This window comes from Cupriavidus sp. D39 (genome assembly GCF_026627925.1).
Classification (GTDB): Bacteria; Pseudomonadota; Gammaproteobacteria; order Burkholderiales; family Burkholderiaceae; genus Cupriavidus; species Cupriavidus ulmosensis.
Window position 1 is genome coordinate 276,429 of sequence record NZ_JAPNLE010000007.1, and the last position, 23,491, is coordinate 299,919.

The window sequence follows — 23,491 nt, forward strand, 5'->3', positions numbered from 1 at the left end:
ATGTGGCGAATTCATGAGGACTCAGCATCCTTGTCTCCGATGCCTTATACGTTCGGTCTGCTGGGGAGCTTCACTACCGTCGCCGCGCCGGGCGCTTGGCCTGTGCGGTTGAGACTGCGACCTCTTTGCAAGGTCTTGACCCCCGGGCATCAATCCCGCGCCGGGAGAATTCATTGGCGGTTTCAAGTCCCAAGTGCAACACCCGCGTCAGTGAATTGAAGTTGGGGGTGAGAAACTTGTTTGAGCATACGAGCGAACACCTCCAGTGGGGAGTGGAACGCGTGCGTAGCACGAGGTCGCTTGTTCAAGCTGTCGGCAATTGCGTCGAGTTCTTCTTGTGTGTGCACGGACAAGTCGGTGCCCTTGGGCAGGTACTGGCGCAGCAGCCCGTTGGTGTTCTCACAAGTGCCGCGCTGCCAGGGGCTGTGCGGATCGCAGAAGTACACCTTGACGCCAGTGTTGGCGCTGAGCTCACTGTGGCGCGTCATCTCCTTTCCCTGGTCGTACGTCAGGCTCTGGCGCAGCGGCTCAGCAATCGAATTGAGCTTGGCAGAAAAGCCGGCCAGCGCCGAGGCCGCAGTAGCGTCATCCATCTTGGCCAACAGCACCAGACGACTGCTGCGTTCGACCAGCACGCCCACCGAAGACTTGTTGCCCGCGCCCTTGATGAAGTCACCCTCCCAGTGGCCCGGCATGACGCGGTCCTCGACCTCGGGCGGGCGCACATGGATGCTGACCATCTCAGGAATCTGCCCGCGTCGATCAACCCCGCGCTTGCGTGGCATGCGTGTGCTGCGGCCATGGCGCAGGCAGGCGATGAGCTGGCGGCGCAACTCGCCCCTGGGCTGCGCGTAAATGGCCGTGTAGATCGTCTCGTGAGATACATGCATGCTGGGGTCCTCGGGCCACACTCGCTTAAGGATACCGGCGATCTGTTGCGGCGACCACTTCCAATCCAACAAAGTCAGCACCGCGCCCCACCGAGCGTGTTGCGGATCGAGCTTCGCTACCGGGCGCGCCTGAACCCGCCGCGCCTGCCTCATGGCCTGCGCCGGCAGGCTCGCGTAGCCACGCAGCGCACAGCTGTTTCGCCTCAGTTCACGGCTGACGGTGCCCGCCGAGCGCCCGAGTGTGCGGGCCATGGCCCGCACACTCGAATCGCTCTGGCTCATGCTCGCAATCGTCATGCGCTCCTCAGGCTGAAGTTGTTGGTACGAAGTTCTGCTTTGCATCGGAGCACCTTACCCGAAGCAAGGTGTTGCACTTCAGATTTGAGGCCGCCATGGGTTAACCAATCAGCGAGCTCTTGATATAAGCCCCGACAACATCGTGGCCGAGCGAGTTTTCGAGATGGCGGTACGCAGCACCGAAGTGAACTCTACTGCGCGTGCGCTCGAACCCGATGTCCGAGCAGGAATGACGCTTGGTGAGTGCACAGCGTGCTCGGTGCGCCATAATTGACGTATCGCCACGGCCGGAGCATCAGGGCATGAATCTCCATCGTCTCGATCTCGTCTCACTCTCACTTTTCGCACTCGTTGTTCGCAGCGGCAGCATCAGCAAAGGCGCTGAGCTCGCCCATCTCGCGATAGGTGCTGCGAGCAAGAGAATTGCGGACCTCGAGTCCGCAATTGGCACGGAGCTATTCGAGCGACACTCCCGCGGCATTACGCTCACCGCGGCGGGCGAGGCGCTCAAGCGTCATGCGCAGCGCATCCTGAACGATGTGGACCTGATGACCGCCGATCTGTCGGACTATGCGGCCGGTGTTGTGGGCGTCGTTCGCCTGTGGGCCAACACCTCAGCGGTCACGCAGTTCCTGCCGTCGGACATTGCCGCGTTCGCCGCCGCGAATCCGGAAATCCGCATCGAGCTTGAAGAGCAAAACAGCGAGCAGATCGCATTGGCGGTGGTCGACGGACACGCCGATTTCGGCATCATGGCCGACCAGATGCCGACGCTTGGTCTTCAAACCACGTTATACCGCCGCGATCGTCTGGTGCTGGTCGTACCAGACGGGCATCCGCTCGGCCGGCGCAAGTCGGTGCGCTTCGACGACGCTCTCGAGTTCGACTTTGTCAGCCTGACGCACAACACGTCACTTGCGAAGCGGCTTCAGCTCGCTACCAGCGTGTCGGGCGGACGGTTGAAGCTGCGGATTCAAGTCCGCAGCTTCGACGCGATGTGCCGGATGGTGGACGCAGGGCTCGGTATCGCCGTGCTGCCGGACGCAGCGGTACGTCCGCACCTGTGCTCGATGGGCTTGCGCAAGATCGGTCTGTCGGAAGAATGGGCTGACCGGGACCTGCTCATCTGCGCACGGGATCTCAATGCACTGCCGAAGCCAGCGCGCCTGCTCGTCAATCACCTGATCCGTTCAACGCCGGATACCGCTTCCACCAACTGACAACTGACGGGACCTGCCTCGCGGCCGCTTTCGCGGTTCGTGAAAGCTCGCTTCCCCACTATTGCATTCCCACCGCGGCACCTCCCGCGGACAATCGTTCTCCATCAAGCACACTCCAGCCAGTCATGGCGGAAGAGCAGATAAAGAATCATTCCTTCATCTGAATGCATGGAGACACCGCAATGGAGTTAGCCAGTACGCCCCGCACGTTGTTCGACAAACTGTGGCAAAGCCACGTCGTGGCGGAAACACCTGACGGTCCGACGCTGCTCTATGTCGACCGTCACCTTGTCTACGAGGTGACGAGCCCGCAGGCGTTCGAAGCGCTTCGTCTGTCCGGGCGCAAGCCCTGGCGCCCCGAGACGGTGCTTGCGGTAGCTGACCACAACGTGCCCACGCTGGCATCGGAGCGCACGAGCATCGACGCGATCGCGGACCCGCTATCGCGCATCCAGGTCGCCCAACTCGACAAGAACTGCAGCGAGTTCGGCATTACGTCGTACGGTATTCGCAACCCCAGGCAAGGCATCATCCACGTGGTGGGTCCCGAACAGGGCGCGACGCTGCCGGGCATGACGGTCGTGGCCGGCGACTCCCACACGAGCACCCACGGTGCATTTGCGGCGCTGGCGTTCGGCGTGGGCACGTCGGAAGTCGAGCACGTGCTGGCGACGCAATGCCTGTCGGTCAAGAAGATGAAGTCGATGCTCGTGCACGTCGAGGGCACGCTGCCCCTCGGCGTCACAGCCAAGGACCTCGTGCTCGCGATCATCGGCAAGATCGGCACCGGCGGCGGCACCGGCTACGCGATGGAATTCGCGGGCAGCACGATCCGCGCCCTGTCGATGGAAGGCCGCATGACCCTGTGCAACATGGCGATCGAAGCGGGTGCCCGGGTCGGACTCATCGGCGTCGACGACGTCACGATCGACTATGTCAAGGGCCGCCCTTTGCGCCCCGCGACGCGCACGGGGATGCCGCGGTGGCCTATTGGCGCACGCTTGTCAGCGATCAGGGCGCCCGCTTCGACAAGATCGTCGACATCGACGCGACGCGCTTGCGGCCGATGGTCACCTGGGGCACGTCGCCCGAAATGGTGGTATCCATCGACGACACGGTCCCCAACCCGTCAAATGAAGCAGATCCCGTCCGCCGCGCCGGCATGACACGTGCGCTGACGTACATGGGTCTCGAGCCCGGCACGCCGCTCACGGACATCGCGCTCGACAAGGTCTTTATCGGCTCATGCACCAATGCGCGCATCGAGGACCTGCGCGCGGCCGCGGCCATCGTGAAGGGCAAACACGTCGCGCCTACCATCCAGCTCGCGCTGGTGGTGCCTGGCTCGGGGCTCGTCAAGGCGCAGGCCGAAGCCGAGGGTCTTGACGTCGTCTTCAAATCGGCAGGCTTCGAATGGCGCGAGCCTGGCTGCTCGATGTGTCTCGGCATGAACGACGACCGCCTGCATCCGGGCGAGCGGTGCGCCTCCACGTCCAACCGCAACTTCGAAGGCCGTCAGGGCCCCGGTGGTCGCAGCCACCTCGTTAGTCCCGCGATGGCCGCCGCGGCAGCCATCGTCGGTCACTTCGTCGACGTTTCCCGCAGAGGCCTCTGATGCAGCCCTTTACCAAACTGGAAGCACTCGTCGTGCCACTCGACCGCGCGAATGTCGACACCGATGCGATCATCCCGAAGCAGTTCATGAAATCGGTGAAGCGCACCGGCTTCGGCGTTAACCTGTTCGACGAGTGGCGCTATCTCGACCACGGTGAGCCGGGCCAGGACGTGTCGACCCGCCGGCCAGATGCCGATTTCGTGCTGAACCAGCCCCGTTTCGCGGGCGCACAGATCCTGCTCACGCGTGACAACTTCGGTTGCGGATCCAGCCGGGAGCATGCCGCCTGGGCATTGTCGGATTTCGGCATCCGCGCGCTGATCGCACCGAGCTTTGCCGACATCTTCTACGGCAACTGCTTCAAGAACGGCATGCTGCCGATCAAGCTTGACGAACGCATTGTCCAGAATCTGTTCGATCTCATTGCCCGCACCCCAGGCCTGCGCCTGGCGATCGATCTGGAAGCCCAGTGCATTCGGCCCATCGGCGGTGACCCAATCCCTTTCGACATCGAACCCGAACGCAAGCGCCGCCTGCTCAACGGGCTGGACGACGTCGCGCTGACGCTCGAGCAAGCCGAGCGTATCCGCGAGTACGAGCGTACCCGCCGCGCCCACGAGCCTTGGCTCTTCAGCTGAGGCAAAGCGCCCTCACGCGCCAACCGCAATTTCAGGAGCCTTCATCATGAGTGGTCAACCTTCGCTTCCAACCTCGCCCGCCGCGCTGAAAGGTGTGCGCGTGATCGAAATGGGCCAGCTGATCGCCGGTCCGTTTGCCGGCAAGACGCTCGGCGAGTTCGGCGCAGACGTCATCAAGATCGAGCCTCCGGGCGCTGGCGACCCGCTGCGAAACTGGCGGCTGATGAAGGATGGCACCTCAGTCTGGTGGCAGGTGCAGTCGCGCAACAAGCGCTCGCTCGCGCTGGACCTGCGCAGTACCGACGGCCAGGACATCGCGCGCAAACTGATTGCCGAGGCCGACGTGCTCATCGAGAACTTCCGGCCCGGAACGCTGGAAGGGTGGGGGATGGATTACGGGCAGCTGTCCGAACTCAACCCGCGGCTCATCATGCTGCGCATTTCCGGGTACGGCCAGACGGGTCCGTACCGGGATCTGCCCGGATTTGGCTCGATCGGCGAGGCAATGGGCGGGCTGCGGCATCTGACCGGCGAGCCCGGCCGCGTGCCCGTGCGCTGCGGTATCTCGATCGGCGATACGCTCGCCGCGCTGCATGGCGTGATCGGCGTGCTCACGGCGCTCTATCACCGGGACGCGAACGGCGGCAAGGGACAGGTCATCGATGTCGCGCTGCACGAAGCTGTCTTCAACGTGATGGAAAGCCTGATTCCCGAGTACAGCGCGTTCGGCGTTGTCCGAGAAGCCGCCGGCAGTGCGTTGCCCGGCATCGCGCCGTCCAATGCGTATCGGTGTGCTGACGGCTATGTGCTGATCGCGGGAAATGGCGACAGCATCTTCAAGCGGCTGATGACGGCGATCGGCCGCGACGACCTCGCCGAGGACCCGGCTCTCGCGAACAACGCAGGGCGTGTCGCGCGCGTCGACGAACTGGATCATGCGATTGAAGCGTGGAGCGCGCAACATTCGGCCGAAGATGTGCTGGCCACGCTGACCGACGCGCGCGTGCCCGCAGGAAAGATCTACACGGCACGGGATATTGCCGAAGATCCGCACTACCGTGCACGCGACATGATCTTGCGGCAGTCCACGCGCGACGGCTATGAAGTCGACGTGCCCGGCATCGTGCCGAAACTGATGGGCACGCCGGGTTCCGTGCGCTCGTCGGCGCCGAAGCTCGGTGACGACACCGATGACGTACTGCGTGAGATCGGCCTGTCCGACACGCGGATTGCCGAACTGCGTGAAAAAGGAGCAATAGCATGAACATCTGGAACGGTGAACACCAGCGTATTTACATGCAAGAGGTCGGAACGCGCGATGGTTTCCAGTCGGAAGGCGCGTTCGTTGAGACGCGCGACAAGATCGCGCTGATCGACGCGCTCTCGAACACCGGCATGGCCAAGATAGAGGTCACAGCTTTCGTGTCGCCGCAAGCGATCCCCGCATTGTGCGACGCCGAAATCGTGCTGCGCGAGATCGAGCGCAAGCCGGGTGTCGTGTACACCGCGCTGGTGCCGAACGTACGTGGCGCCGAACGGGCGATCGACGCGCGCGCGAACGAACTGAATCTTGTGATTTCAGCCAGCGAAAGCCACAACCTGTCGAACCTGAGGATGACGCGCGACCAGTCGTTCAACGGGCTAATGCAGGTTGCCGCCCTCGCACGCGACGCCGGCCTGCCTGTCAATATTTCGCTGTCCTGCGCATTCGGATGCCCGATGGAAGGCGATGTTCCCGAGGCCACCGTGCTCGCGTGGTCGCAGCGCTTCATCGATGAGGCCGGCGCGCAGGGCGTCACGTTGTGCGACACGACGGGGATGGCCTACCCGCAGCAGGTCGCAAGGCTCACGGCGCAGTTCGTCGAACGGTGGCCACGCATCGAACTCACGCTGCACTTCCATAACACGCGCGGCATGGGCCTCGCCAATGTGCTGGCTGCCATCGATGCGGGAGCTGACCGGTTCGACGCGTCGCTGGGAGGGATCGGTGGATGTCCTTATGCGCCGGGCGCCAGCGGCAACGTATGCAGCGAGGAAATCGTGCACGCGCTGGAACTGATGAGCTACGACACAGGCGTCGATCTCGGCGCGCTCATTGCCGCGGCGAGGCGCCTGCCATCGCTGATCGGGCACGATACCCCGAGCCAGATCGTGAAGGCAGGGCGCCGGCTTGACCTGCATCCGCTGCCGGCCGATTTCGCCGCGATTCGCGAGCGAGCGTTGCAACGGGACACCGCCGCTCGACCGCGAAGCTGAACACCACCTACTTTGTACATTTACCGGGGCCTCGCCCGGAGGCCACCAAAGAGATCGTAGAGACACCATCCTTCAGGAGACACCATCATGCAAGAAACCCACATTGCGCAGCCGCCGAAGGCGCACTGGTACGACGGCCTGACGCCCACGCACTGGCGCGTGCTGCGCGGAAGCTTCCTCGGCTGGATCTTCGACGGCTTCGAGGCGCTCGCGCTCGTCGTCGTTCTCGCGCCGATGCTCAAATCGGTGTTGACACCGGCGCAGGCACAATCGACGCCCGTCTACGCCGGGGTAATCATCGGCATCACATTGCTCGGGTGGGGCGTGGGTGGCATGGTTGGCGGCATCCTGGCGGACTACGTCGGGCGCAAACGCATGATGCTCTGGTCAGTGTTCCTGTACGCGCTGTTCTCCGGGCTGACCGCTTTCTCCAACACCTTTGTCGTGCTGTGCTCGCTGCGCTTTCTGACCGGGCTCGCGATGGGCAGCGAATGGAGCACGGGCGTCGCGCTGGTTTCTGAAACCTGGCCAGAACACGCTCGTGCTAAGGGTGCAGGCATTCTGCAGTCCGGTTTCGGCTGGGGCACGCTGCTCGCGGCCGTCGTCTGGTACGCGCTTGCATCGACGCAGCCGCTGGGGACAGAGACGTGGCGGCTGATGTTCATTGTCGGCGCGCTGCCTGCGTTCTTCGTGCTCTATCTGCGTCGTGGGTTGAACGAATCCGCGAAGTGGCAACAGGCGGTGAAGGAAAAGCGCTGGAACGCGACCTCCGACGATCGCCCCCGTCCCGTCTCCGGAGCGGGCAAGGAAGACAAGCGCCCTTTTACGCTCACGCAGCTGTTCACCGAGCGAGAGGCGCTTCGCCGCACACTGTTGACGACGCTCCTGTCGATCGTTGCGACGACCGGCTGGTGGGCAATCTCGAGCTGGTTGCCTACATTCACCGTTTCACTGGCTAAAGGGACGGGGGCGCTCGACGCCGCCGCTTGGGAGTCGCGGATTTCGATCATCTATACCGCGGGCGCGATCGTCGCCTATCTGGCATCTGGCTTCATCGTCGACGCGATCGGAAGACGGGCGTTCCTGTGCATGACGTTCGTCGGCGCGCTCATCACGACGATCATCACTTATCACTACACGGCGACTCTCAGCGGAATGCTGATCATCGCGCCGATCAACGGGTTCTTTACCCTTGGTTGCGCGTATGCGTGGATGGCAATCTATCCATGCGAACTGTTCACGCCGACTGTGCGTTCGACCGCGATCAGCTTCGTGTTCAACGCCGCACGCCTGATTGCGTGGGTGTTTCCGATCATTTCAGGCTCGATGATCAAGGCGTTCGGCGGCGTTGCGCATGCGGCGCTCATCATGAGCTCGTGCTACGTGCTGGGAATCGTCATCCCGTGGTTCTTGCCGGAGACCCGCGGCAAGGGGATGCCGGAATGATTGATCGGCGTATATCGGAAAAATCGGTATGACAAACAGGCTCTGGTGCAAATAGCGATGTCGAATCGGTTAGAGTGTCGGGCTGAACGAATTGAGAGCCGACGATGAGCAAGCGGAAGAGCCTGGACAAGTTGTTTGCAGGCCGTCACTTTGATCGGGATGTGATTATTCTCTGCGTTCGCTGGTACCTGCGCTACAAGCTCGGTCTGCGGGATTTTGTCGAGATGATGGAGGAACGAGGCTTGTCGCTGGCCCACACGACGATCCTGCGCTGGGTGCGGCGCTATGCGTCGGAGTTCGTCAATCGCTGTTTCGGCACGCCGACGGGACGGTCGTGGGGTGTCGACGAAATCTACCTGAAGCTTCGCGGCAAGTGGGTCTACCTTTATCGGGCGGTTGATCGGGCCGGCCAAACGGTTGACTTCATGCTCAGTGCAAAGCGCGACGTGGCCGCGGCCAAAGCCTTTTTCGGGAAAGCAATCAAATATCAAGGCCGGCCGCCGAAGACCATCACGCTCGATGGCTATGCGGCTTCTCACCGCACGGTGCGCGAAATGAAGGCCGAGGGCCTGCTGCCCGATAACCTGATCGAAAAGGACCATCGCAACGTCAAGTCCCGGACAAACGTCATGCTCGACTTCAAACGTTTCAGGAACGCCGCGATCACGCTCGCAGGCATCGAGTTGATGCATCGCATTCGCAAGCGGCGATTTGGAGTTGCCAGATTGCGACTCAAAGATACTGCTGCGCCCGCTGTCTGGAATACAGTCCTGTCGGCTCAATGAGATATCCTATCTATAGGCAACAGCTCGTCCATATGGGTTATTTGCACCAGAGCCGAGCTAAAAGTAAGGCGCTAAGCGGGCGCTAGCGAGCCACACGGAGCGCGCCGGTTTGCTGTACATTGGATCGTACGGGAGCCTGATCGCCAGGCATGCACTTTCCAACATGACTCAGCACAGACTCGCTTTGCCGCAATCGGCGCAGGAGCCGGAGCGGGCCGCCAGCCTGCCGCATACCCGCTTTGAAGTCGGTGGCGCCGCCGGCCTCCAGTCATCCACCGGACAAATCCTCGCCTGGCGGGATCGGGTAGGCCATGTCATTGACCTCGACCTGACAAAAGACCAAGTGGCCAGCCCCTTCGCGGCCACTATCGACAGGTACCTGGTCGAGGACATGGTCTTCACCGACTGCCGCTGCGACGGCGTCAGCCTGCATCGCACCCTGGCACGTATCTCCACCGATGCCATGCGGCACTATGTGTTCCAGGTGTTTATCGGCGGCAATGCGGGCCGGGTCGAAGGCCTGCGCCGCAATCCGATGCCGCGCCAGGGCGGCATCCTACTGACGGATCTCGGGCAGCCCGCTCGCATGGTGCGCGACACCTCACACGCCCTCACCTTCTTTGTGCCGCGCGCAGTGATGGAATCCATCTTTCCCGAAGCCGAGTCGGCGCACGGCCGCATGGTGGAAGCCAATACTTCCATGACGATACTGGCGGTCGGGCACGTGACTGCGCTGGCTCGCGACCTCCCCCGCATGACACCCGAGCGGGCAGCGCGGGAGTTGCGCGAAGCTATACAGTTGCTGGTGGCCGCCTTCCGTAAAGCGGCGCGGCTCGAAGACGATGCCCGTTCCGCCACCCGCAACGCCATGCTCGCGCATGCCCGCCGGTTGATCGCCGTCGGCGCCAGCCAGCCCCATCTATCGCCCAACAGCCTGCTTGTCGCGATGAACATTTCTCGGCCCACGCTGTATCGCCTGTTCGAGCAGGAGGGCGGCGTGCATGCGTATATCCGCAAGATCAGGCTCCGCGCCGCCTCAGCGGAGCTGGTGCAGTTTCCCAATCTTCCGGTGGTCGAGATTGCTTTTGGTCTGGGATTTTCCAGCGCGTCGGACTTCACGCGCGCGTTTCGGCGTACCTATGGCATGTCACCGAGCGACTTGCGCGTCGAGGCCACCAATCCACAACGCGAGGACCTGATGCGCGCCGCGCTCAAGGTACAGGGCCTGGAATACGAGCATTGGCTACGCCGGCATCTGACACCGAAGGACTGGAGCGTATCAACGACGGCGCCTACCCGGGCCCACGACCCTGACAATGGCAGCGCCGCCGCAACCGGCCCCGCAAGATCCTGGGCGTCACCCAGTGGCGGCACTGGCGACAATACTAGTGGATCGTAACGTTTAAATAGGAAGTGTCATTGTGCCCATGGAGGGCGTGATGAAACTGACCGATAGCGAACGCGCGGAACTTGAGAGACAGGCCAGAGCAAGGACGGGTCGTGCGGATTCTTCGCGCCGAGCACGACTGATCTTGCTGCTGGCAGATGGTGTCACCTGGGCCGAGATTCGGGCTAAGCTCGACTGCAGTGACAGCTACGTTGATCGTTGGAGCAAACGCTTTAACGCGGAGCGGTTGGCTGGCTTGTTCACTCGCCATGCCGGGCGTGAGCGCTATAAGGTGACCGACCGCGTCGAGGCCCATGTGCTGACACGGACAATCAAACACCAGCCCGCCGACGGTTCGACACACTGGTCTTCGCGAAAACTGGCCGCCGAACTAGGCGACATCTCGCATATGACGGTTGCGCGCATTTGGGCCAAGCACGGCATCAAACCGCATCGACTTGAGGGTTATCTGGCTTCCAACGATCCGAACTTCGAGGCCAAGGCGGCTGACGTGATTGGGTTGTACTTGAATCCGCCGGCGCACGCTGCCGTTTTCTGCGTCGACGAGAAGACCGCGATTCAGGCGTTGGATCGCAAAGACCCGGTGTTGCCGCTGTCGCCGGGACGGGCAGAGCGTCATGCTTTCGAATACTTCCGGCACGGCACGTTGTCGCTGTATGCGGCGTTCAACACGAGGACGGGCGAAGTGCTTGGCAAGACGGCAGTGCGCCCGGCGCCTGGCGGGCACCAGGCGACGCGTTGCGGTGGCCTCCGCCTGCGCGCGCTCGGCGCGGCGCAGCGCCGCTGCCAGTTCGGCCCGCAGGCTGCCCTGCACGGCCTCCCCTGCACGCGTGCCTGCTCCGCTGCCAGCCACTGCCGGCTGAGCGTGTCGCGCTCGGCCGGCAGTCGCGCCCGTTCCTTGGCGCCGGCCACGGCGGCGTCTTGTGCCCTCCTCTGCGCAGCCGCCAGTGCGGTGCGTAATTGAGGGATGGCCAAGTCCATGCTCACCAAGTCTTCGCCGAGTACGTCTCCAGCAACTACCAGAACCGATTGATGCTTTGGCTAACTTGACACAGCCTATTCGTAGCCGTGACGCTACAGACTCTCCTGGTCGACAAATCGGCCCAGCCTGCGTAGTGCTGGCAGCAGCACTTCATCCGCATAACGGCAGCCGGTAAGGCCCGGATCGGTCTGGCCCGACTTCCTTGCTTCATCCGGCGCGTGGGACTCCTCCGCGAGCAGGCGTGCAAGCAGCGCCTCGTAGCCAGCCTTCCACGCTTGCGCGCCTGGGAATACCACGCGCAACTCCTTGAGAATATCCATCCCGGCAAAATCCAGGTCGCCCCAGAAATGAACCGGGAGCGTGACGTCGGTGCCATGCAGCCATGCAAGAAAGCTACGCCCCAATGCCGCATTCCGCTCAAACACGCCCGGGGCAAAATAAACTGAGCTGCCACCCGGCTGGCGCAGCCGCCTCGCGCTCGCCTTGTATCCTGATGCGTATATCAGGACAAAACCTTCGGCGGCGCTAAGCCTCCCCGCCGCCATCGATTCGAACGTTGCGGCATTTTCCACAAACAGGATCGGGGCGGTAGGATCGGCTGTACGGGCGGCTACCAGCAGTTGCACCGGTTTGTCCGGAAAGGGGCAGACATCCGTGTCAAGCAACAGGGCAATGGTCTCCTGCTGGCCGTTGAGAATTTTTGACAAGCCCCAGAACTGCCGGCTTGCCACCTCATGGAGCATGAGGTTCTCGCCGGCAAGCGCCCGGATGCCCGCGAGGCGTTCCAGCACCTGCTCCGGTGAACGTGGCAGGATGAGGATCGGACGGGACAGCAGCCGCTCGCACAGCGCCACGTTGCCAAAGCGCGCCGGCACAGCCTGCCGCCACTGCGCCATCCAGGCGACCACGGCACTGGGCTGGCGCCCCGTCTCGTCTCGAAGAAACGCTTCCGCCTGCGCGGCAATGACGAGCTTCGGTGCGCGCTCCCAGATATCAAGATCCCGCTGGCCGCGACGCTGGTCGAGCATCAGCGCCAACCCGGGCTGCGCCTGCAGCGCTTCCAGAGCGCGCCACACGAACATGCGCTCGCCGTGGAGGGCGATCGCGAAAACTCCGGCCACGTCCCGGCACTCAACGGGAAGCTGATATCGCGGCGCCTCTCGGCAAACGGCTTCGCCTCGATGCGGTCCACGAGCGCATTCAGCAAAGCGGTGAGGGCGGCCGGCCGGCGCCCTAGAATACCGTCGGCGCTCATGTCCCCATGTCCGAGACCAACTGTTTGCGCGCCTCCTGCAAGTCGAACTGCCATGCCGCTTCACGCCGCACCGCCTCCCGGCGCTCAGTCCAGAGGGCATGCAGCCGGTCGGCCTTCAACAGGGAGCTGTCCACCTCGGTAATCTTATCGAGTTCCCCTGCCAGGCCCTCCACCTTCATCAGGGAAAAGCGATGCTCGAAGCTGAACAGCTCAAGCAGCGGGCCAGACGCGCGGGACGGCATGGCAACCACCAGTTGCAGGCCAAGGTTCTCATTGAGATAGCGCATCACCGCGGCGGTGCGGCCCTCATCCATCTTGTCGAAGGCCTCATCGATCATCATGAGCTTCAGGCTCGGCGTCTTCTCGAACTGGCGAAATGATTGGGCCAGCACGGCGGCCCGTACGAGATAGGCCGGCGTCATCAACTCGCCTCCCGAGAACGTCGCCATTCTCGCCAGGGACGCCTCGCGTCCATCTTCCGAATACTTGCGGATGTCGTACTGGCGATAGTTGCGGTAGTCCGCTATGTCCTTCAGCCTCCGTAACGCGTGGTCGCGGTTGGTGTCGAGCAATAGCAGCTTGATATCGTCCAGCGCCACGACGCTGTCGGCAGACAGCACGCCTTCGGCTGCCGAGAACAGATCTATCGGCGTTTGCCTCTCGGCCAGCCGGTTCAGGTCCTGGAACAGGTCGTAGTACTTCTTGTATTCCTTAACCATCTGGCCGTATTCGATCTCGAAACGGTCTTCGCCGAATGCCAGCCGCTTGAGCTTCTCATTGAGCCGCTTGAGCGGATCGATGCCCTGCTCCACCGCGGTGCGGACGGCCAGCGCAAAATGCGTGCTGAAGGTATTGTTGAAATTCTTCTCGGCTCCCCGCAACTCGCTGGTGTTGTTGAGAATGCGCACTTGGTCGAGCCGTTCGAGCATGGCCGAGATCTGACGCCGGGCGGCAGGTACTCCACCATAGGCTTGCCACTCGTACTCCCCTGCGTCGACTGGCAAGGCTGGAAGTCGACCCGCTCATCGAACGAGGAAGACAGGAGATTGTGTGCCTCCAGTTTCCGCTCGAACGCTTCGCGCTCCTGGCGGTACAGGCCGGCTTGCTGCCGTCGCCGCCCGTCGAAAGACGCGGTGGCCTGCTCCTTGGCGGCCTCCCGGGCGCGCCTGTCAAGCTGGACCGGATCGAAGTGCGAATTGAGCCGGATCAGTTCAGCCACGCGGGCGTTGACCCGCCTCACGCCGTCCTGGCAATCAGCGAGGCTCGCCTGAGCGGCAGCGATGTTGTCTTGCAAACCGCGCGCCCGGCCCGCCGCTTCACCCGCCGCGCGTGACGCGGCATTGGATAGGTGCTGGTGGCCGTCCAATAGCTGCTCCGCACGCACCACGCGGCGCTCCAGCACGATGAGGTCGGAGTCATCCAGACTGGCGAGCTGCGCCACGAGACTGCTCAGTCCGCGCTGCGTCTCACCCAACTTGTCCAGCATCGGCGCGACAGGCGTGAGCTTCAGGCCGAGCAGACGCGCACCCCATGCGGCCAACTCTGCGGCGCTTGCGCGATGCTCGTCCCTTTCCCGCGTCTTTTCGTCGATCTGCCGAGCAAGCCTCACCACGCGCTTGCGCCGCGCCTCGGCACCGAAGGCAAGCTCGCCGTCCTCCACCCATGACGAAAACATCTTGAACCCGCCGCTGGCCATGCCGTCTACCGTCAGTGCCTGTGGCGCGCCGCGCAGCGCCTGTGCATCCGCTACCTTGACATAACGGCCGTAGCTTGCAACCAGATAGGCGCGCGCGGTCTCATCGGCAATCACCAGTTCCTGCAGCACGGAGTCAGGCGACAGCGCCTGGTTCTCCGCCCGCCGCTTGGCCAGTTCACCCTGCACCACGGAAGCCTCTCGTGCTTGTCTAGTCGCAGGCAGTTCGTGCCGCAGCGCCCGGATGGCGCCCGCCTCGTACTGCGCGTCCACCAGGATCACGAAGCGGTTACCGCCCAGAAGCCCTTCGATAGCGTTCTGCCAGCGTGAGCCCTCCCGCGGCTGGACAAGGTTGCAAAGGACTCTGGGACGAGCGCCCGGCATCTGGGCTTGGAGATATCGGACCGCGGCCTCAACATGCGCCGGCAAGTCAAAGTGGCCATCTTCCAGCCCTTGCCGGCGCCGCTTCAGGTCATCGATTTCCCCTTGCAGGGCGGCAGCGCGATCCGATTCCCGCGCCTGCTCCTGTACCACCGCGCCATACAGGCCATCGGCGCCGTGTAAGCGCTGCGCAATGGGGGCCAGGACGGCATCCAGGCTGGCGAACCGGTCGCGCCGCAGGCTCGGCGGGTCGATCTGCGCACCAGTCAGCATCGCCGCTAGCTCGCGCGCGGCGGCCCGGCCGTCGGCGGCATCGATCGCCGCGGCATCCACAACCAGCCGCTCCACGTGGGGTGCGTAAGCGGCGGCCGGTCCTGCAGGCCGTTTGGCCAGGACGGCCAGTTCGTCCAGCACGCCGCGCAAGCCCCTCAGGGCGGCCAAGATGTCCAGCGCGATACGGGATCGACCTTCGGTGGCATCGGCTATCTCGCGGCTGAGCCGCTCACGATCCTGTGCCACCGGGTTGCCATTGAGCCGCCCCTTGGCAGCGCCGTGCAATTCCGTGGCGCGCTTCAGCGCTTGTGTATGCCGGTCGGCGAGCGCCTGCTGCTTTTCGACATCGGCCAAGGCAAGGTGCCGGGACGCCTCCAGCCTTTGGATCTCCTCCTCGACATCCTGCTGCCGGCGCAGGGCTTCGCCCAGTTCGGCCTCCATGGCCTCTTCGAACGCGGCAAGGAACGCATCCGCGTGTGCCTTCAGCGCTCCCAGCCTCTCACGGCACGCCAGCAACTCGGTGGCGATCTTCCGCAGCTGCTGCACGTTCTGCATGAGCGACGCGATATGCCCAATCTGGTCGGAGAAGTCAGGCTCGGCCAGCACTTGCTCACGGATCAGCTCGTCCACCGAGCCGACGGTCTTGCGGGCAATGGACTGGACGAAAGCCCGCGCCGCAGCTTCGGCCTCGCGCGGCCCGACCAGCGTCTTGCCGCCACCGCGAAACTCGGCATAGAGCTTGCACAGATAGTCTTCGATGCTGTTCTCGAACGGCAGGACGCGCGGATAGCGCTGGCGCAGCCGATGGTAGATATCCTCGACCTTCGCCGCTGTAATCGAATTCCCCCTGCGCGACTCGATGAAATCCGCCTCCATCGCACGGCTGCCCGGCAGCACAAAGTAAAGCTTGCGCGCCACTTCGACGCTGCGGCCTTGCTCGCGCGTACCGGACACGGCGGCCTCCACAGCCACCACGGCGGTGAATGGCTCGGAGGACTCCCCGGCATCGGGTGCGAAAACAGCGACGACATAGGTGTGCGACCCATACGGCCGGACGCAGAGGTTGTCGCGCATGCCTACCGCGTAGGACGCCAGCGTCCGCCTCACTTTGCCACCCGCGCGCAAGGCGCCGCTCTCGTCCTGCGCGGAGTTAAACACATTGATGTGCTGCTTGCCGCCGGTCATGACCAGTTGGATCGCGTCCTGGAAAGAGGACTTTCCAACTCCGGTCGAACCCGACAGCAAGGTGGTGTCGCCAAAGGGTATTCCCGGGACACCACGAAACCCCAGTTGACCAGGATGAGCTTCTCAAGCTTCATCTTCAGGCTCCGGCGACTTGACCGCCGGCGCGGGCGTCTGTGTTTCAGCCAGCAGGGCATCGATGGCGGAGTCCGCCACGAACTGCAGGATCGTTCCGCGAATGGCGACCAGGGCGTCAGCGTCTTCCACCTCGGAGTCCGCCCGGTAATCGATCAAGCGGGCACGCTTCAGGTCTGCAAAGAGCTTCTCCCGCGCAGTCTTGGCCGGCAGTGAGCGGCGCGCCTGCGCGGTCAGCGTGGCATTCAGGTATTCCACGGTAACAAGCGCCTCGTTGCGCTCGTTGATCGAGCCTTGCCGCAGGCTCTCGTTGTACAGCAGGCGCAGCACCAGGCAGCACGCGACGAAATCGGCGGAGAGCTTCGCCCGCACGGCGTCCACCACGGCAGCATCGTCCTCTGCGGGCAGTCCCGGCACGCGCGCGCCCGGCGGGTAAAGCCGAAAATAACTCTGATGCCGCTCGTGCAGCAGCCGGAACCCGCCCACATCGAAGTACGCATTGAGCAGGCCCTCAATACGCACGGCGTCGTCGTAAAGCTGACGCTCGATGGCGCTGTCCTCCCGGTGCAAAATGGACAGCCCGAGCAGGCGGCCGAGAATCTGCCGGAACGCCTCCGGCCTGACGCCCTTCGCCTTCAGTTCGGCTTCCACCAGTTGCGCGATCGTAATTTCATCCATGGCCGATGTGACGCCTCCTGATTGCATAGTCGGTGCCCGACATGATGGCATTGTCCAACTGCTCGGCGTCCAGCCGCTCCACCTCCAGTCCATCGTGGTCCCGCGCCGCCTCGACGGCCCGCAACAACGATAGCGCCTGGATGGCATCGTCGACCGGCAACTCGGACAGGCGCAGCGCGCCCGTGCCACGCATGGAACCGAGCAGGTAATCCACGACATCGTGATGCGACAGGGAGAAGGCCCGCTCCTCCGCTTGCCGCACGAATTGACGCAAACGCTCTTCTCGCGTGATCTCCGGAACAATGCTCACGGCTTGCGCCCGGTTACGTTCGGCGGCCTTTCTCGGCTGTACCGCCGCAGGATCGTACAGCGCCACGCTTACCGGTGCGAGCGCCGCTCCCTGCCGCTCCAGCCACGCGCCCTGCTCCCGCTCCGGCATTTCGCCCAGGCGGCGGATCAGGGTGGACAATGCCGCCCCGCTGCCCGATGCCCCCATGAACAGACTCTGCGACAACAAGACCACGTGGCGGCGGACATAGCTTTCCATGGCCCGGAACAATTCCGGCTGCTTCGTCCGGCAGGCCGCGGTCACCATCTCGTCGATCCGATCGAGCATCCATCTCAAGATAGCCCCGTCCGGCGCGGCCTGCACGGCCCATGCCGCGTGGTTGGCCAGGTCATTGTCAATGGCCTGTATCTCGGCCGCGCTCAACTCATTGAGACGTTCGATCAGCGCCCCGATGTCCAGCCGGTGGCGCTCGGCATTGTCATAGACTAGCCGGGGCGAGAACTCATCACGAAAACGTCGCTCTACGAACTCGATGAACCCATCCCAATTGCGCTGCACATGCGCATCGAGCAATATCTTGCGGGCCAGGTCGTAGAAGAGTTCGATGTCCTCGGAGAGGTCGGCAATGACCCGATCGGCATACTCGTAGGCGTCGAGCAGGTCCTCCACGTCGCGGCGCTCGATGAAGGCACCCAGAGCATTCTTGCAGGAACGCATATTGCGCTGGCGGGTCCGTTCGCGTGGGCGGTCGGCCAGCGTCAGCGCCTGAGCGAAGATCTTGCCGGCGCGGGTGAAGCGATAGGCGGTGACCAGTCGAACGCGATCCTCGGCGGTTTCGAGCCAGCCGTCCGCAACGAGGACGCGCACGATGGCGCTTGCCAGCTTCTGGTCGTCGGCAAGGTCACCGGCGGCGAATCCGTCTTCGCCATCTTCCCCGGCCGGGTCGGCCGGCAGCGTGGCGGACTGCATGGTCTGAACGAACAGGTCACGCAAGTCCTCGCGCCCGAGGATGGAACGGTAGTCGGCATGCGAGCCATAAAGCCGCGCATAGAATGCGCGGATGCAGGCAGCGATCAGCCGGCGCCTCTTCAGCGTCAGCGGACGAAAGAACTGCGGGTAACCCGAATCCACCATGGCGGCTGATGTCCCATCTCCTTGATACTCTGGCGTTGCACCTGCGTATCATCGACGCAGCGACCAAAAAGCGTACGATACCACCCCTGGCCGCACTGCCCGGGAGCGTTCGCGCCAGCTTATTCTTACGGAAGAGCGGAGATTGTGACAGAAACCCGCGCCATAACTCCAGCTTCTGCTCGAAACTCCAGGGTAGCTTTGATTTTGGGGCTCTGTCGCGACAAGGGTGTGGAGACGAGCGAAGTGGGCGAGTCGAAAGCCGCTCAGGCGGCCAAGGAATAGAATTGCTCTGCAGCGGACGGATTGCCCCTGTCGGGGGTACTTCATCTGGCCCTTGGCAATCATGTGCATGAGTTCAATGCCGCCCAAAAGGATGCGCGCGCAGCGAAAGGCTTTGAAGCTAAGCATCGGTCGGACGACGCGCTTGATCGCCCGATGGGCCTGCTCGACGATGTTGTTCAGGGTTTTGGCCTGGCGGATGACGATGGGTATCTCACGGTCGGCGTTGAGGTCGTGCAGCGCTGCCAGGTTGGCCGCGCTGCCGTCGATGGCCACCGAATTGGGCTCGCCGTTATGGTCGACGGCGTTCTCGAAAAAGCGCCGTGCCACCGCCTGTCTCGCTGGGCGCGCAGCAGAAAGTCGATGGTATTGCCCGCCTTATCGACCGCCCGGTACAGGTACTTCCACTAACCGCGCACCAGTATGTAGGTCTCGTCCATGCGCCAGCTTGTGCCCACCGGGCGCTTGCGACGACGAAACACCTTGTGCAGCGCTGGCAGCAACTGAGCGCCCAGCGGTGCACAGTCGAGTGATCGACTGAGGTGCCGCGCTCGGCCATCATTTCTTCGAGATGGCGCGTCCAGTGGCTAGTGCAGACGCTTCAACACTTTTGCAACTTCCGGATTCATGACCGCTGCCCACACATGCTGAATTCGACACCGGCCCATTCTACCGGGGCTTACTGCGACACAGCCACGCGGCGCTCTCACATCCTCACGCGGGAACCGGTGCATCGGTCGGAAAGAAGACAGATGTAGCGACATCAAAGCGGGCGGCGAGGGCCCGAATTTGGCGGACGTTGAGTTCGCGGCGCCCTTTCAGGATTTCCGAAACCACGCCCTGGCTACCGATTTCAGGGACTTGTGCTTGCGTAAGGTGGTGCTGCTCCATCAGGAATCGCAGGGCATCCACGCCGGTGACATCGGGGAAAGCGTAGTGTGCCTGGTCATAGTCTGCAATCAACTCACCGAGCGTAGCCACCAGATCCGCAAGAGGATGCGTTTCGTCCGCCGCGCCCGCATCGAGCAGAGCGTTCATAGCGTTGACGGCCTCATCGTAATCGTGTTCGGTCCGGATGGGGTGCAGAGGTACGACTTCGGACAAAGCGCGGAAGTGATCGATCAGCTCAGCCACGTTCAAGAGGGCTTCCATTTGTCGTACTCCTTGTGAGTTAAGACTTCGCGCACGTAGAGCATCTGGCGATCGAAGTGAATCGCGGTGATGAGGCGGTATTTGTTGCCACCGATGTCGAAGACATAAAAATTTCCCACACGATCCGTCGCATTGAAGGTCGCCTTCAAGTGGGCATAGCTGCCAAAGCTGGTAGCCTCGACCAATTTGCGCCAAGCCTGTAAGGGGACGTTGGCATCCGGATATCGGGTCGCAAAATCCACCAGGGTCTTGTTAGAAATCACGCGCATGGCGCCAGTATATCTCAAATTGAGATTTGAGGTGCATCGCAGGCTAGCGTCGTCAGCAGGAAGGCTGTGGCTGGCTGAGCCGCGCATTCTGGTCCCAGACAGCGCGGCCGTCGCACTCCGCCCGGCATTAACCCATCCGCCGCAGCCAATTCTGCAACATGCCCTACTCGTCACAGGTTTGTCCGCCCCGCGGCGGTTACGAATCGTCACCTATCCCTACTCCCTTCGGTGGCGCAAAAGAGCCGCCGCCCCTCCCATTCGCACAGTTCGTTGGACTTTAATTTGTCCAGCAGCAGCGTGCAAAGGTGGAACCAGCGCAATTGTGCAGCAGTCTGCTGCACAATTGCGCCGCTAAGCCAAGCCTCGGCCAGCGTGTGCATGTATGTATTTGAGGGCGCGCGGCGAGTATCCCTTCATGTCCGAAAACGTCGCCTGCAAATCACGTGCGAGCCAGGACATCTTCTGGCCCCCATCCCTGCTGCCGCTCAAGGATGGCATATCCGATCTGCCAAAAGAGCGTTACCAAGTCACGGTTGACCGAGAGAACTGCACGCTGGCGTGCCTACTCGACCCGAGTAATCAAATCATCGAGCCAAGCGGTGTAACTTGGGAAGGGAGCGTTGCGTCCGGCATTCGGTTTCATATCGGGATTGCGGGCCGGCGGCGCCAGTCCCCCTCATTATCCGGGTCGGTCAGCAATGCAAGGTCCAGGCCAGTTTCATGGGACGGCGTCGCCGCATGAGTGCTACCCGATGCGGAAATGTTCCACGGTCTGCCCGGCATTGACCGCTCGCTGCAGCCAGTCCGGCATGGCCCCACGGCCGTCCCAGCCCTGCCCGTGCGCGTTGCGATAGCGCACCGCCCCGGGCAATGGCGCCGGCGCCGGCTCGGTAAAGCAGCCGGCGGCCTGCAGGCGGGCCAGGGTCAGGCCGTGCTGGGCCATCTGGATGCGGATCCAGGTGATTGCTTCCGCGCGTTCGATCTCTATCGACATGGGTTAGGTGAACAAGTTTGGGGGGCGGACGTCCCGCGTGATTGTGCTCCGCCCTAGTGACGCCAGGCAGCCGGCGGTTGCCAGCGCTACCCGCCGGTAACCCACCTCCCACTCAAACAGGAATCGAGGCGGGCAAGACTGGAGGCGCGGTCAATGCCGCGGCGCGTGGCCACCGGCTGATCCCGCCCCAGTGTGAACGACGTCCTCCCTGCCTCACTGGTGGACACCGCCCTTACGGTGCTCCGGGCTTAAACTTGGTTTTCGTCGCCGGCGTCCGCTGCCTAGGCGATACCAGGCGGGGCGCCGCGGTGGCCTCGGCTTGCGCGCGCCGCAGCGCGGCCTCCAGGTCGGCCCGCAGGCTGCCCTGCACCGCCTGACCATCCGCCAGGTCCTGCTGCGCCTCCGCCCATTGCCGGCTGAGCGTGTCGCGCTCGGCCTGCAGCCGCGCCCGTTCCTCGGCGCTGGCCACGGCGGCTTCCTGCGCGCGCGTCTGCGCCACCGGCAGTTCGGTGCGCAGGTCCGCCACCGCCTGCTCGCCCTTCTGGCGCAGCGTGCGCTCCTGGTCGATCTCGCGCAGCGCGCAGCGCTCGGTGGCCTTCGCGAGTTCCTGCGACACCGCTACCTGCTCGCGGGTCTGCTCCAGGTCCGTCGAGAATTGGGTACGCAACTCCTGCAACCGCCGCTCGTGCGCCCCGACCTGGCGTGTGCCCTCCTCGTGACGCGCCTGCGCGGCCGCATGGGCCTGGCGCTTGGCCTCCGGTTCCCACTGGTATTAGTTTCATGGGTTCTGATAATCATATAGCCGGCCTCCCCTCCGTTCGGGTCGAACGGCTGGCGTAGAGTCGAGGTGCGAACACCGACGTGACGCACAGGAGGCCCGGCATGAACAAGTTTAGTGGAATCGACCTGCACTCGAACAACAGTGTGGTTGTGGTCAGCGATGAAGCTGACCGGGTTATTTACCAACGGCGGTTACCAAACGATCCGGTCCAGATCCGGGCGGCCCTGGCGCCACATCGTGACGAGCTGGTGGGGGTGGTAATCGAAGCCACGTTTAAGGCTACGCTGAACAAGCTGGGCAAATTGAGTTACGCAGGTTGATCAGGAGCCCGTTCGGCCGGAAAAATATCTGTGGCGACGAGAATTTGCCCTCGCGCGCCCCAATTGGGGTGTGTTGGCGGGGCGCCCGCCCCGCATTCGCCCTTTACGGGCGGACTGCTCCCATCAGATGCCCTCGACTCAAATAGAGATTGGCCAGCGCCAGCGCCGTGAAGGCTCGGCCGGCATTCTTCTTCAGGCCGCGGTAGCGGACTTTCGTGAAGCCCCACAGGCGCTTAACCACGGCGAAGACATGCTCAACCCGGGCCCGGATCTTCGATTTGTTACGGTTCTTCCCGCGTTGCACTTCGTCAATCTCCCCGTTTCTGCGGGTCCGCTGATTGGTGAAGTCCTTGGCGTGCGGCGCCTTCGATGCGATCAGCTCCTGCTGACTGGCGTATGCGCTGTCACCGTACACACGCCGCTCCTCCCCATGCAGAAGCTGGGGCAGCGCATGCTTGTCGTGAACGTTGGCCGGCGTCACCACCGCGGAATGGGCCAACCCGCTCTGACTATCCACGCCAATGTGCAACTTCATGCCAAAGTACCACTGCTGGCCTTTGCGGGTCTGATGCATCTCGGGGTCGCGCGACTTCTCTTCATTTTTCGTCGAGCTGGGCGCACCAATAATTGTGGCATCGACAATTGTGCCGGTCTTCAGCTTCACGCCATTGGCTTGCAGGAGTCGGCCAACCTCCGCGAACAGCCGTTCGGCAAGCTGATGTTTCTCCAGCAGCCGCCGAAACTTCAATACCGTGGTGGCGTCCGGCACCGGCTCACGACCCAGGTCAATTCCTACGAAGCGGCGCAGGCTGGCGCTGTCATATAGCGCTTCCTCGCAAGCCAGATCTGCCAGGTTGAACCAGTGCTGCAGAAAGTGGATGCGCAGCATCCGCTCCAGACCAATGGGCCGCCGGCCATTGCCTGCCTTCGGATAGTAGGGCTCAATCACGGCGCACAATGCCGCCCACGGCACGATCTGATCCATCGTCGCCAGAAACTCTTCACGTCGCGTTGGCTTGCGGTGTTGCTCGAAACCTGCACATTGATCTGCACCCGCTGCCAACGTCATCTGCTTCATGTTCATCTCTTTGCGCTCGTGATTCTTCAAATAACGCGCCTTCTCACGAATCGGAGGACTT

The 23,491-nt window shown here is 63.1% G+C and carries 20 protein-coding genes and 2 pseudogenes; 10 read left to right on the forward strand and 12 right to left on the reverse strand.

Annotated features, from left to right (window positions below):
- Positions 1-182: 182 nt before the first annotated feature.
- The gene (locus OMK73_RS08335; RefSeq protein ID WP_267601606.1) at positions 183-1,232 is read right to left on the reverse strand and encodes an IS30 family transposase; all 1,050 of its coding nucleotides are present in this window, start codon (positions 1,230-1,232) and stop codon (positions 183-185) included.
- Positions 1,233-1,489: 257 nt separating this feature from the next.
- Here OMK73_RS08335 and OMK73_RS08340 point away from each other — a divergent pair, with 257 nt between their 5' ends.
- From OMK73_RS08340 to OMK73_RS08380, 9 genes and pseudogenes are all read left to right on the forward strand, one after another.
- On the forward strand, positions 1,490-2,407 hold the full coding sequence (locus tag OMK73_RS08340) for a LysR family transcriptional regulator (RefSeq protein WP_267601607.1): 918 nt from the start codon (positions 1,490-1,492) through the stop codon (positions 2,405-2,407).
- A gap of 182 nt (positions 2,408-2,589) precedes the next feature.
- A pseudogene (gene leuC, locus OMK73_RS08345) lies at positions 2,590-4,022 on the forward strand (3-isopropylmalate dehydratase large subunit).
- Complete coding sequence (gene leuD, locus OMK73_RS08350) at positions 4,022-4,660, forward strand: 3-isopropylmalate dehydratase small subunit (protein WP_267601608.1); 639 nt, start codon at positions 4,022-4,024, stop codon at positions 4,658-4,660. The pseudogene leuC and the gene leuD overlap by 1 nt, the downstream one beginning before the upstream one ends.
- A 46-nt stretch (positions 4,661-4,706) precedes the next feature.
- Positions 4,707-5,924 carry a CaiB/BaiF CoA transferase family protein gene (locus tag OMK73_RS08355; RefSeq protein WP_267601609.1) on the forward strand — a complete coding sequence of 406 codons (1,218 nt, stop codon included), beginning with the start codon at positions 4,707-4,709 and terminating at the stop codon, positions 5,922-5,924.
- Positions 5,921-6,916, forward strand: coding sequence for a hydroxymethylglutaryl-CoA lyase (locus OMK73_RS08360; protein WP_267601610.1), 996 nt, complete (start codon positions 5,921-5,923; stop codon positions 6,914-6,916). Before OMK73_RS08355 ends, OMK73_RS08360 begins: the two co-directional genes overlap by 4 nt.
- Positions 6,917-7,003: 87 nt before the next feature.
- The gene (locus OMK73_RS08365) at positions 7,004-8,362 is read left to right on the forward strand and encodes an MFS transporter (RefSeq protein WP_267601611.1); all 1,359 of its coding nucleotides are present in this window, start codon (positions 7,004-7,006) and stop codon (positions 8,360-8,362) included.
- 104 nt (positions 8,363-8,466) lie between these two features.
- The gene (locus OMK73_RS08370) at positions 8,467-9,147 is read left to right on the forward strand and encodes an IS6 family transposase (RefSeq protein ID WP_267601612.1); all 681 of its coding nucleotides are present in this window, start codon (positions 8,467-8,469) and stop codon (positions 9,145-9,147) included.
- A 163-nt stretch (positions 9,148-9,310) separates the two neighbouring features.
- Positions 9,311-10,546 carry a helix-turn-helix domain-containing protein gene (locus OMK73_RS08375; protein ID WP_267601613.1) on the forward strand — a complete coding sequence of 412 codons (1,236 nt, stop codon included), beginning with the start codon at positions 9,311-9,313 and terminating at the stop codon, positions 10,544-10,546.
- A 40-nt stretch (positions 10,547-10,586) separates the two neighbouring features.
- Positions 10,587-11,519 (forward strand): IS630 family transposase, encoded by a 933-nt coding sequence (locus OMK73_RS08380; RefSeq protein ID WP_267601614.1) that lies wholly within the window; start codon positions 10,587-10,589, stop codon positions 11,517-11,519.
- A gap of 110 nt (positions 11,520-11,629) precedes the next feature.
- Here OMK73_RS08380 and OMK73_RS08385 read toward each other — a convergent pair whose 3' ends face one another.
- The 10 genes and pseudogenes from OMK73_RS08385 to OMK73_RS08435 form a co-directional block, all read right to left on the reverse strand.
- Positions 11,630-12,619, reverse strand: a complete 990-nt coding sequence (locus OMK73_RS08385) for a Wadjet anti-phage system protein JetD domain-containing protein (protein ID WP_267601615.1) — start codon at positions 12,617-12,619, stop codon at positions 11,630-11,632.
- Positions 12,620-12,788: 169 nt separating this feature from the next.
- Positions 12,789-13,511, reverse strand: coding sequence for an SbcC/MukB-like Walker B domain-containing protein (locus OMK73_RS08390; protein WP_267602065.1), 723 nt, complete (start codon positions 13,509-13,511; stop codon positions 12,789-12,791).
- Positions 13,466-16,384: a hypothetical protein gene (locus OMK73_RS08395; RefSeq protein WP_267601616.1), complete on the reverse strand. Its 2,919-nt coding sequence runs from the start codon at positions 16,382-16,384 to the stop codon at positions 13,466-13,468. The genes OMK73_RS08390 and OMK73_RS08395 overlap by 46 nt, the downstream gene beginning before the upstream one ends.
- Before the next feature lie 63 nt (positions 16,385-16,447).
- Entirely contained in the window at positions 16,448-17,134 is a 687-nt protein-coding gene (locus tag OMK73_RS08400) for a DUF4194 domain-containing protein (RefSeq protein WP_267601617.1), read from the reverse strand.
- The gene (locus tag OMK73_RS08405; protein WP_267601618.1) at positions 17,127-18,392 is read right to left on the reverse strand and encodes a Wadjet anti-phage system protein JetA family protein; all 1,266 of its coding nucleotides are present in this window, start codon (positions 18,390-18,392) and stop codon (positions 17,127-17,129) included. Before OMK73_RS08405 ends, OMK73_RS08400 begins: the two co-directional genes overlap by 8 nt.
- A 213-nt stretch (positions 18,393-18,605) precedes the next feature.
- Positions 18,606-19,234, reverse strand: a pseudogene (locus tag OMK73_RS08410) (DDE-type integrase/transposase/recombinase).
- A gap of 316 nt (positions 19,235-19,550) precedes the next feature.
- Positions 19,551-19,988 (reverse strand): helix-turn-helix domain-containing protein, encoded by a 438-nt coding sequence (locus OMK73_RS08415; protein WP_267601619.1) that lies wholly within the window; start codon positions 19,986-19,988, stop codon positions 19,551-19,553.
- Positions 19,973-20,257: a type II toxin-antitoxin system HigB family toxin gene (locus tag OMK73_RS08420; RefSeq protein WP_267601620.1), complete on the reverse strand. Its 285-nt coding sequence runs from the start codon at positions 20,255-20,257 to the stop codon at positions 19,973-19,975. Before OMK73_RS08420 ends, OMK73_RS08415 begins: the two co-directional genes overlap by 16 nt.
- A 745-nt stretch (positions 20,258-21,002) precedes the next feature.
- On the reverse strand, positions 21,003-21,251 hold the full coding sequence (locus tag OMK73_RS08430; RefSeq protein ID WP_267601621.1) for an H-NS family nucleoid-associated regulatory protein: 249 nt from the start codon (positions 21,249-21,251) through the stop codon (positions 21,003-21,005).
- Between the two features lie 232 nt (positions 21,252-21,483).
- Complete coding sequence (locus OMK73_RS08435; RefSeq protein ID WP_267601622.1) at positions 21,484-21,918, reverse strand: hypothetical protein; 435 nt, start codon at positions 21,916-21,918, stop codon at positions 21,484-21,486.
- Between the two features lie 215 nt (positions 21,919-22,133).
- On the opposite strand from OMK73_RS08435, the gene OMK73_RS08440 reads away from it, so the two are divergent.
- On the forward strand, positions 22,134-22,352 hold the full coding sequence (locus OMK73_RS08440) for a hypothetical protein (RefSeq protein WP_267601623.1): 219 nt from the start codon (positions 22,134-22,136) through the stop codon (positions 22,350-22,352).
- A 103-nt stretch (positions 22,353-22,455) separates the two neighbouring features.
- Here the strand turns inward: OMK73_RS08440 and OMK73_RS08445 are convergent, their stop codons facing one another.
- Positions 22,456-23,430, reverse strand: coding sequence for an IS5 family transposase (locus OMK73_RS08445; protein ID WP_267601347.1), 975 nt, complete (start codon positions 23,428-23,430; stop codon positions 22,456-22,458).
- Positions 23,431-23,491 lie beyond the last annotated feature (61 nt).

Bases quoted from the DNA above. Each gene is read 5' to 3' on its own strand.
- OMK73_RS08335 (WP_267601606.1), bottom strand. From the start codon at position 1,232: ATGCAAAGCAGAACTTCGTACCAACAACTTCAGCCTGAGGAGCGCATG.
- OMK73_RS08340 (WP_267601607.1), top strand. From the start codon at position 1,490: ATGAATCTCCATCGTCTCGATCTCGTCTCACTCTCACTTTTCGCACTC.
- leuD (WP_267601608.1), top strand. From the start codon at position 4,022: ATGCAGCCCTTTACCAAACTGGAAGCACTCGTCGTGCCACTCGACCGC.
- OMK73_RS08355 (WP_267601609.1), top strand. From the start codon at position 4,707: ATGAGTGGTCAACCTTCGCTTCCAACCTCGCCCGCCGCGCTGAAAGGT.
- OMK73_RS08360 (WP_267601610.1), top strand. From the start codon at position 5,921: ATGAACATCTGGAACGGTGAACACCAGCGTATTTACATGCAAGAGGTC.
- OMK73_RS08365 (WP_267601611.1), top strand. From the start codon at position 7,004: ATGCAAGAAACCCACATTGCGCAGCCGCCGAAGGCGCACTGGTACGAC.
- OMK73_RS08370 (WP_267601612.1), top strand. From the start codon at position 8,467: ATGAGCAAGCGGAAGAGCCTGGACAAGTTGTTTGCAGGCCGTCACTTT.
- OMK73_RS08375 (WP_267601613.1), top strand. From the start codon at position 9,311: ATGACTCAGCACAGACTCGCTTTGCCGCAATCGGCGCAGGAGCCGGAG.
- OMK73_RS08380 (WP_267601614.1), top strand. From the start codon at position 10,587: ATGAAACTGACCGATAGCGAACGCGCGGAACTTGAGAGACAGGCCAGA.
- OMK73_RS08385 (WP_267601615.1), bottom strand. From the start codon at position 12,619: ATGTTCGTGTGGCGCGCTCTGGAAGCGCTGCAGGCGCAGCCCGGGTTG.
- OMK73_RS08390 (WP_267602065.1), bottom strand. From the start codon at position 13,511: ATGGTTAAGGAATACAAGAAGTACTACGACCTGTTCCAGGACCTGAAC.
- OMK73_RS08400 (WP_267601617.1), bottom strand. From the start codon at position 17,134: ATGGATGAAATTACGATCGCGCAACTGGTGGAAGCCGAACTGAAGGCG.
- OMK73_RS08405 (WP_267601618.1), bottom strand. From the start codon at position 18,392: ATGCAGTCCGCCACGCTGCCGGCCGACCCGGCCGGGGAAGATGGCGAA.
- OMK73_RS08415 (WP_267601619.1), bottom strand. From the start codon at position 19,988: ATGGAAGCCCTCTTGAACGTGGCTGAGCTGATCGATCACTTCCGCGCT.
- OMK73_RS08420 (WP_267601620.1), bottom strand. From the start codon at position 20,257: ATGCGCGTGATTTCTAACAAGACCCTGGTGGATTTTGCGACCCGATAT.
- OMK73_RS08430 (WP_267601621.1), bottom strand. From the start codon at position 21,251: ATGTCGATAGAGATCGAACGCGCGGAAGCAATCACCTGGATCCGCATC.
- OMK73_RS08440 (WP_267601623.1), top strand. From the start codon at position 22,134: ATGAACAAGTTTAGTGGAATCGACCTGCACTCGAACAACAGTGTGGTT.
- OMK73_RS08445 (WP_267601347.1), bottom strand. From the start codon at position 23,430: ATGAAGCAGATGACGTTGGCAGCGGGTGCAGATCAATGTGCAGGTTTC.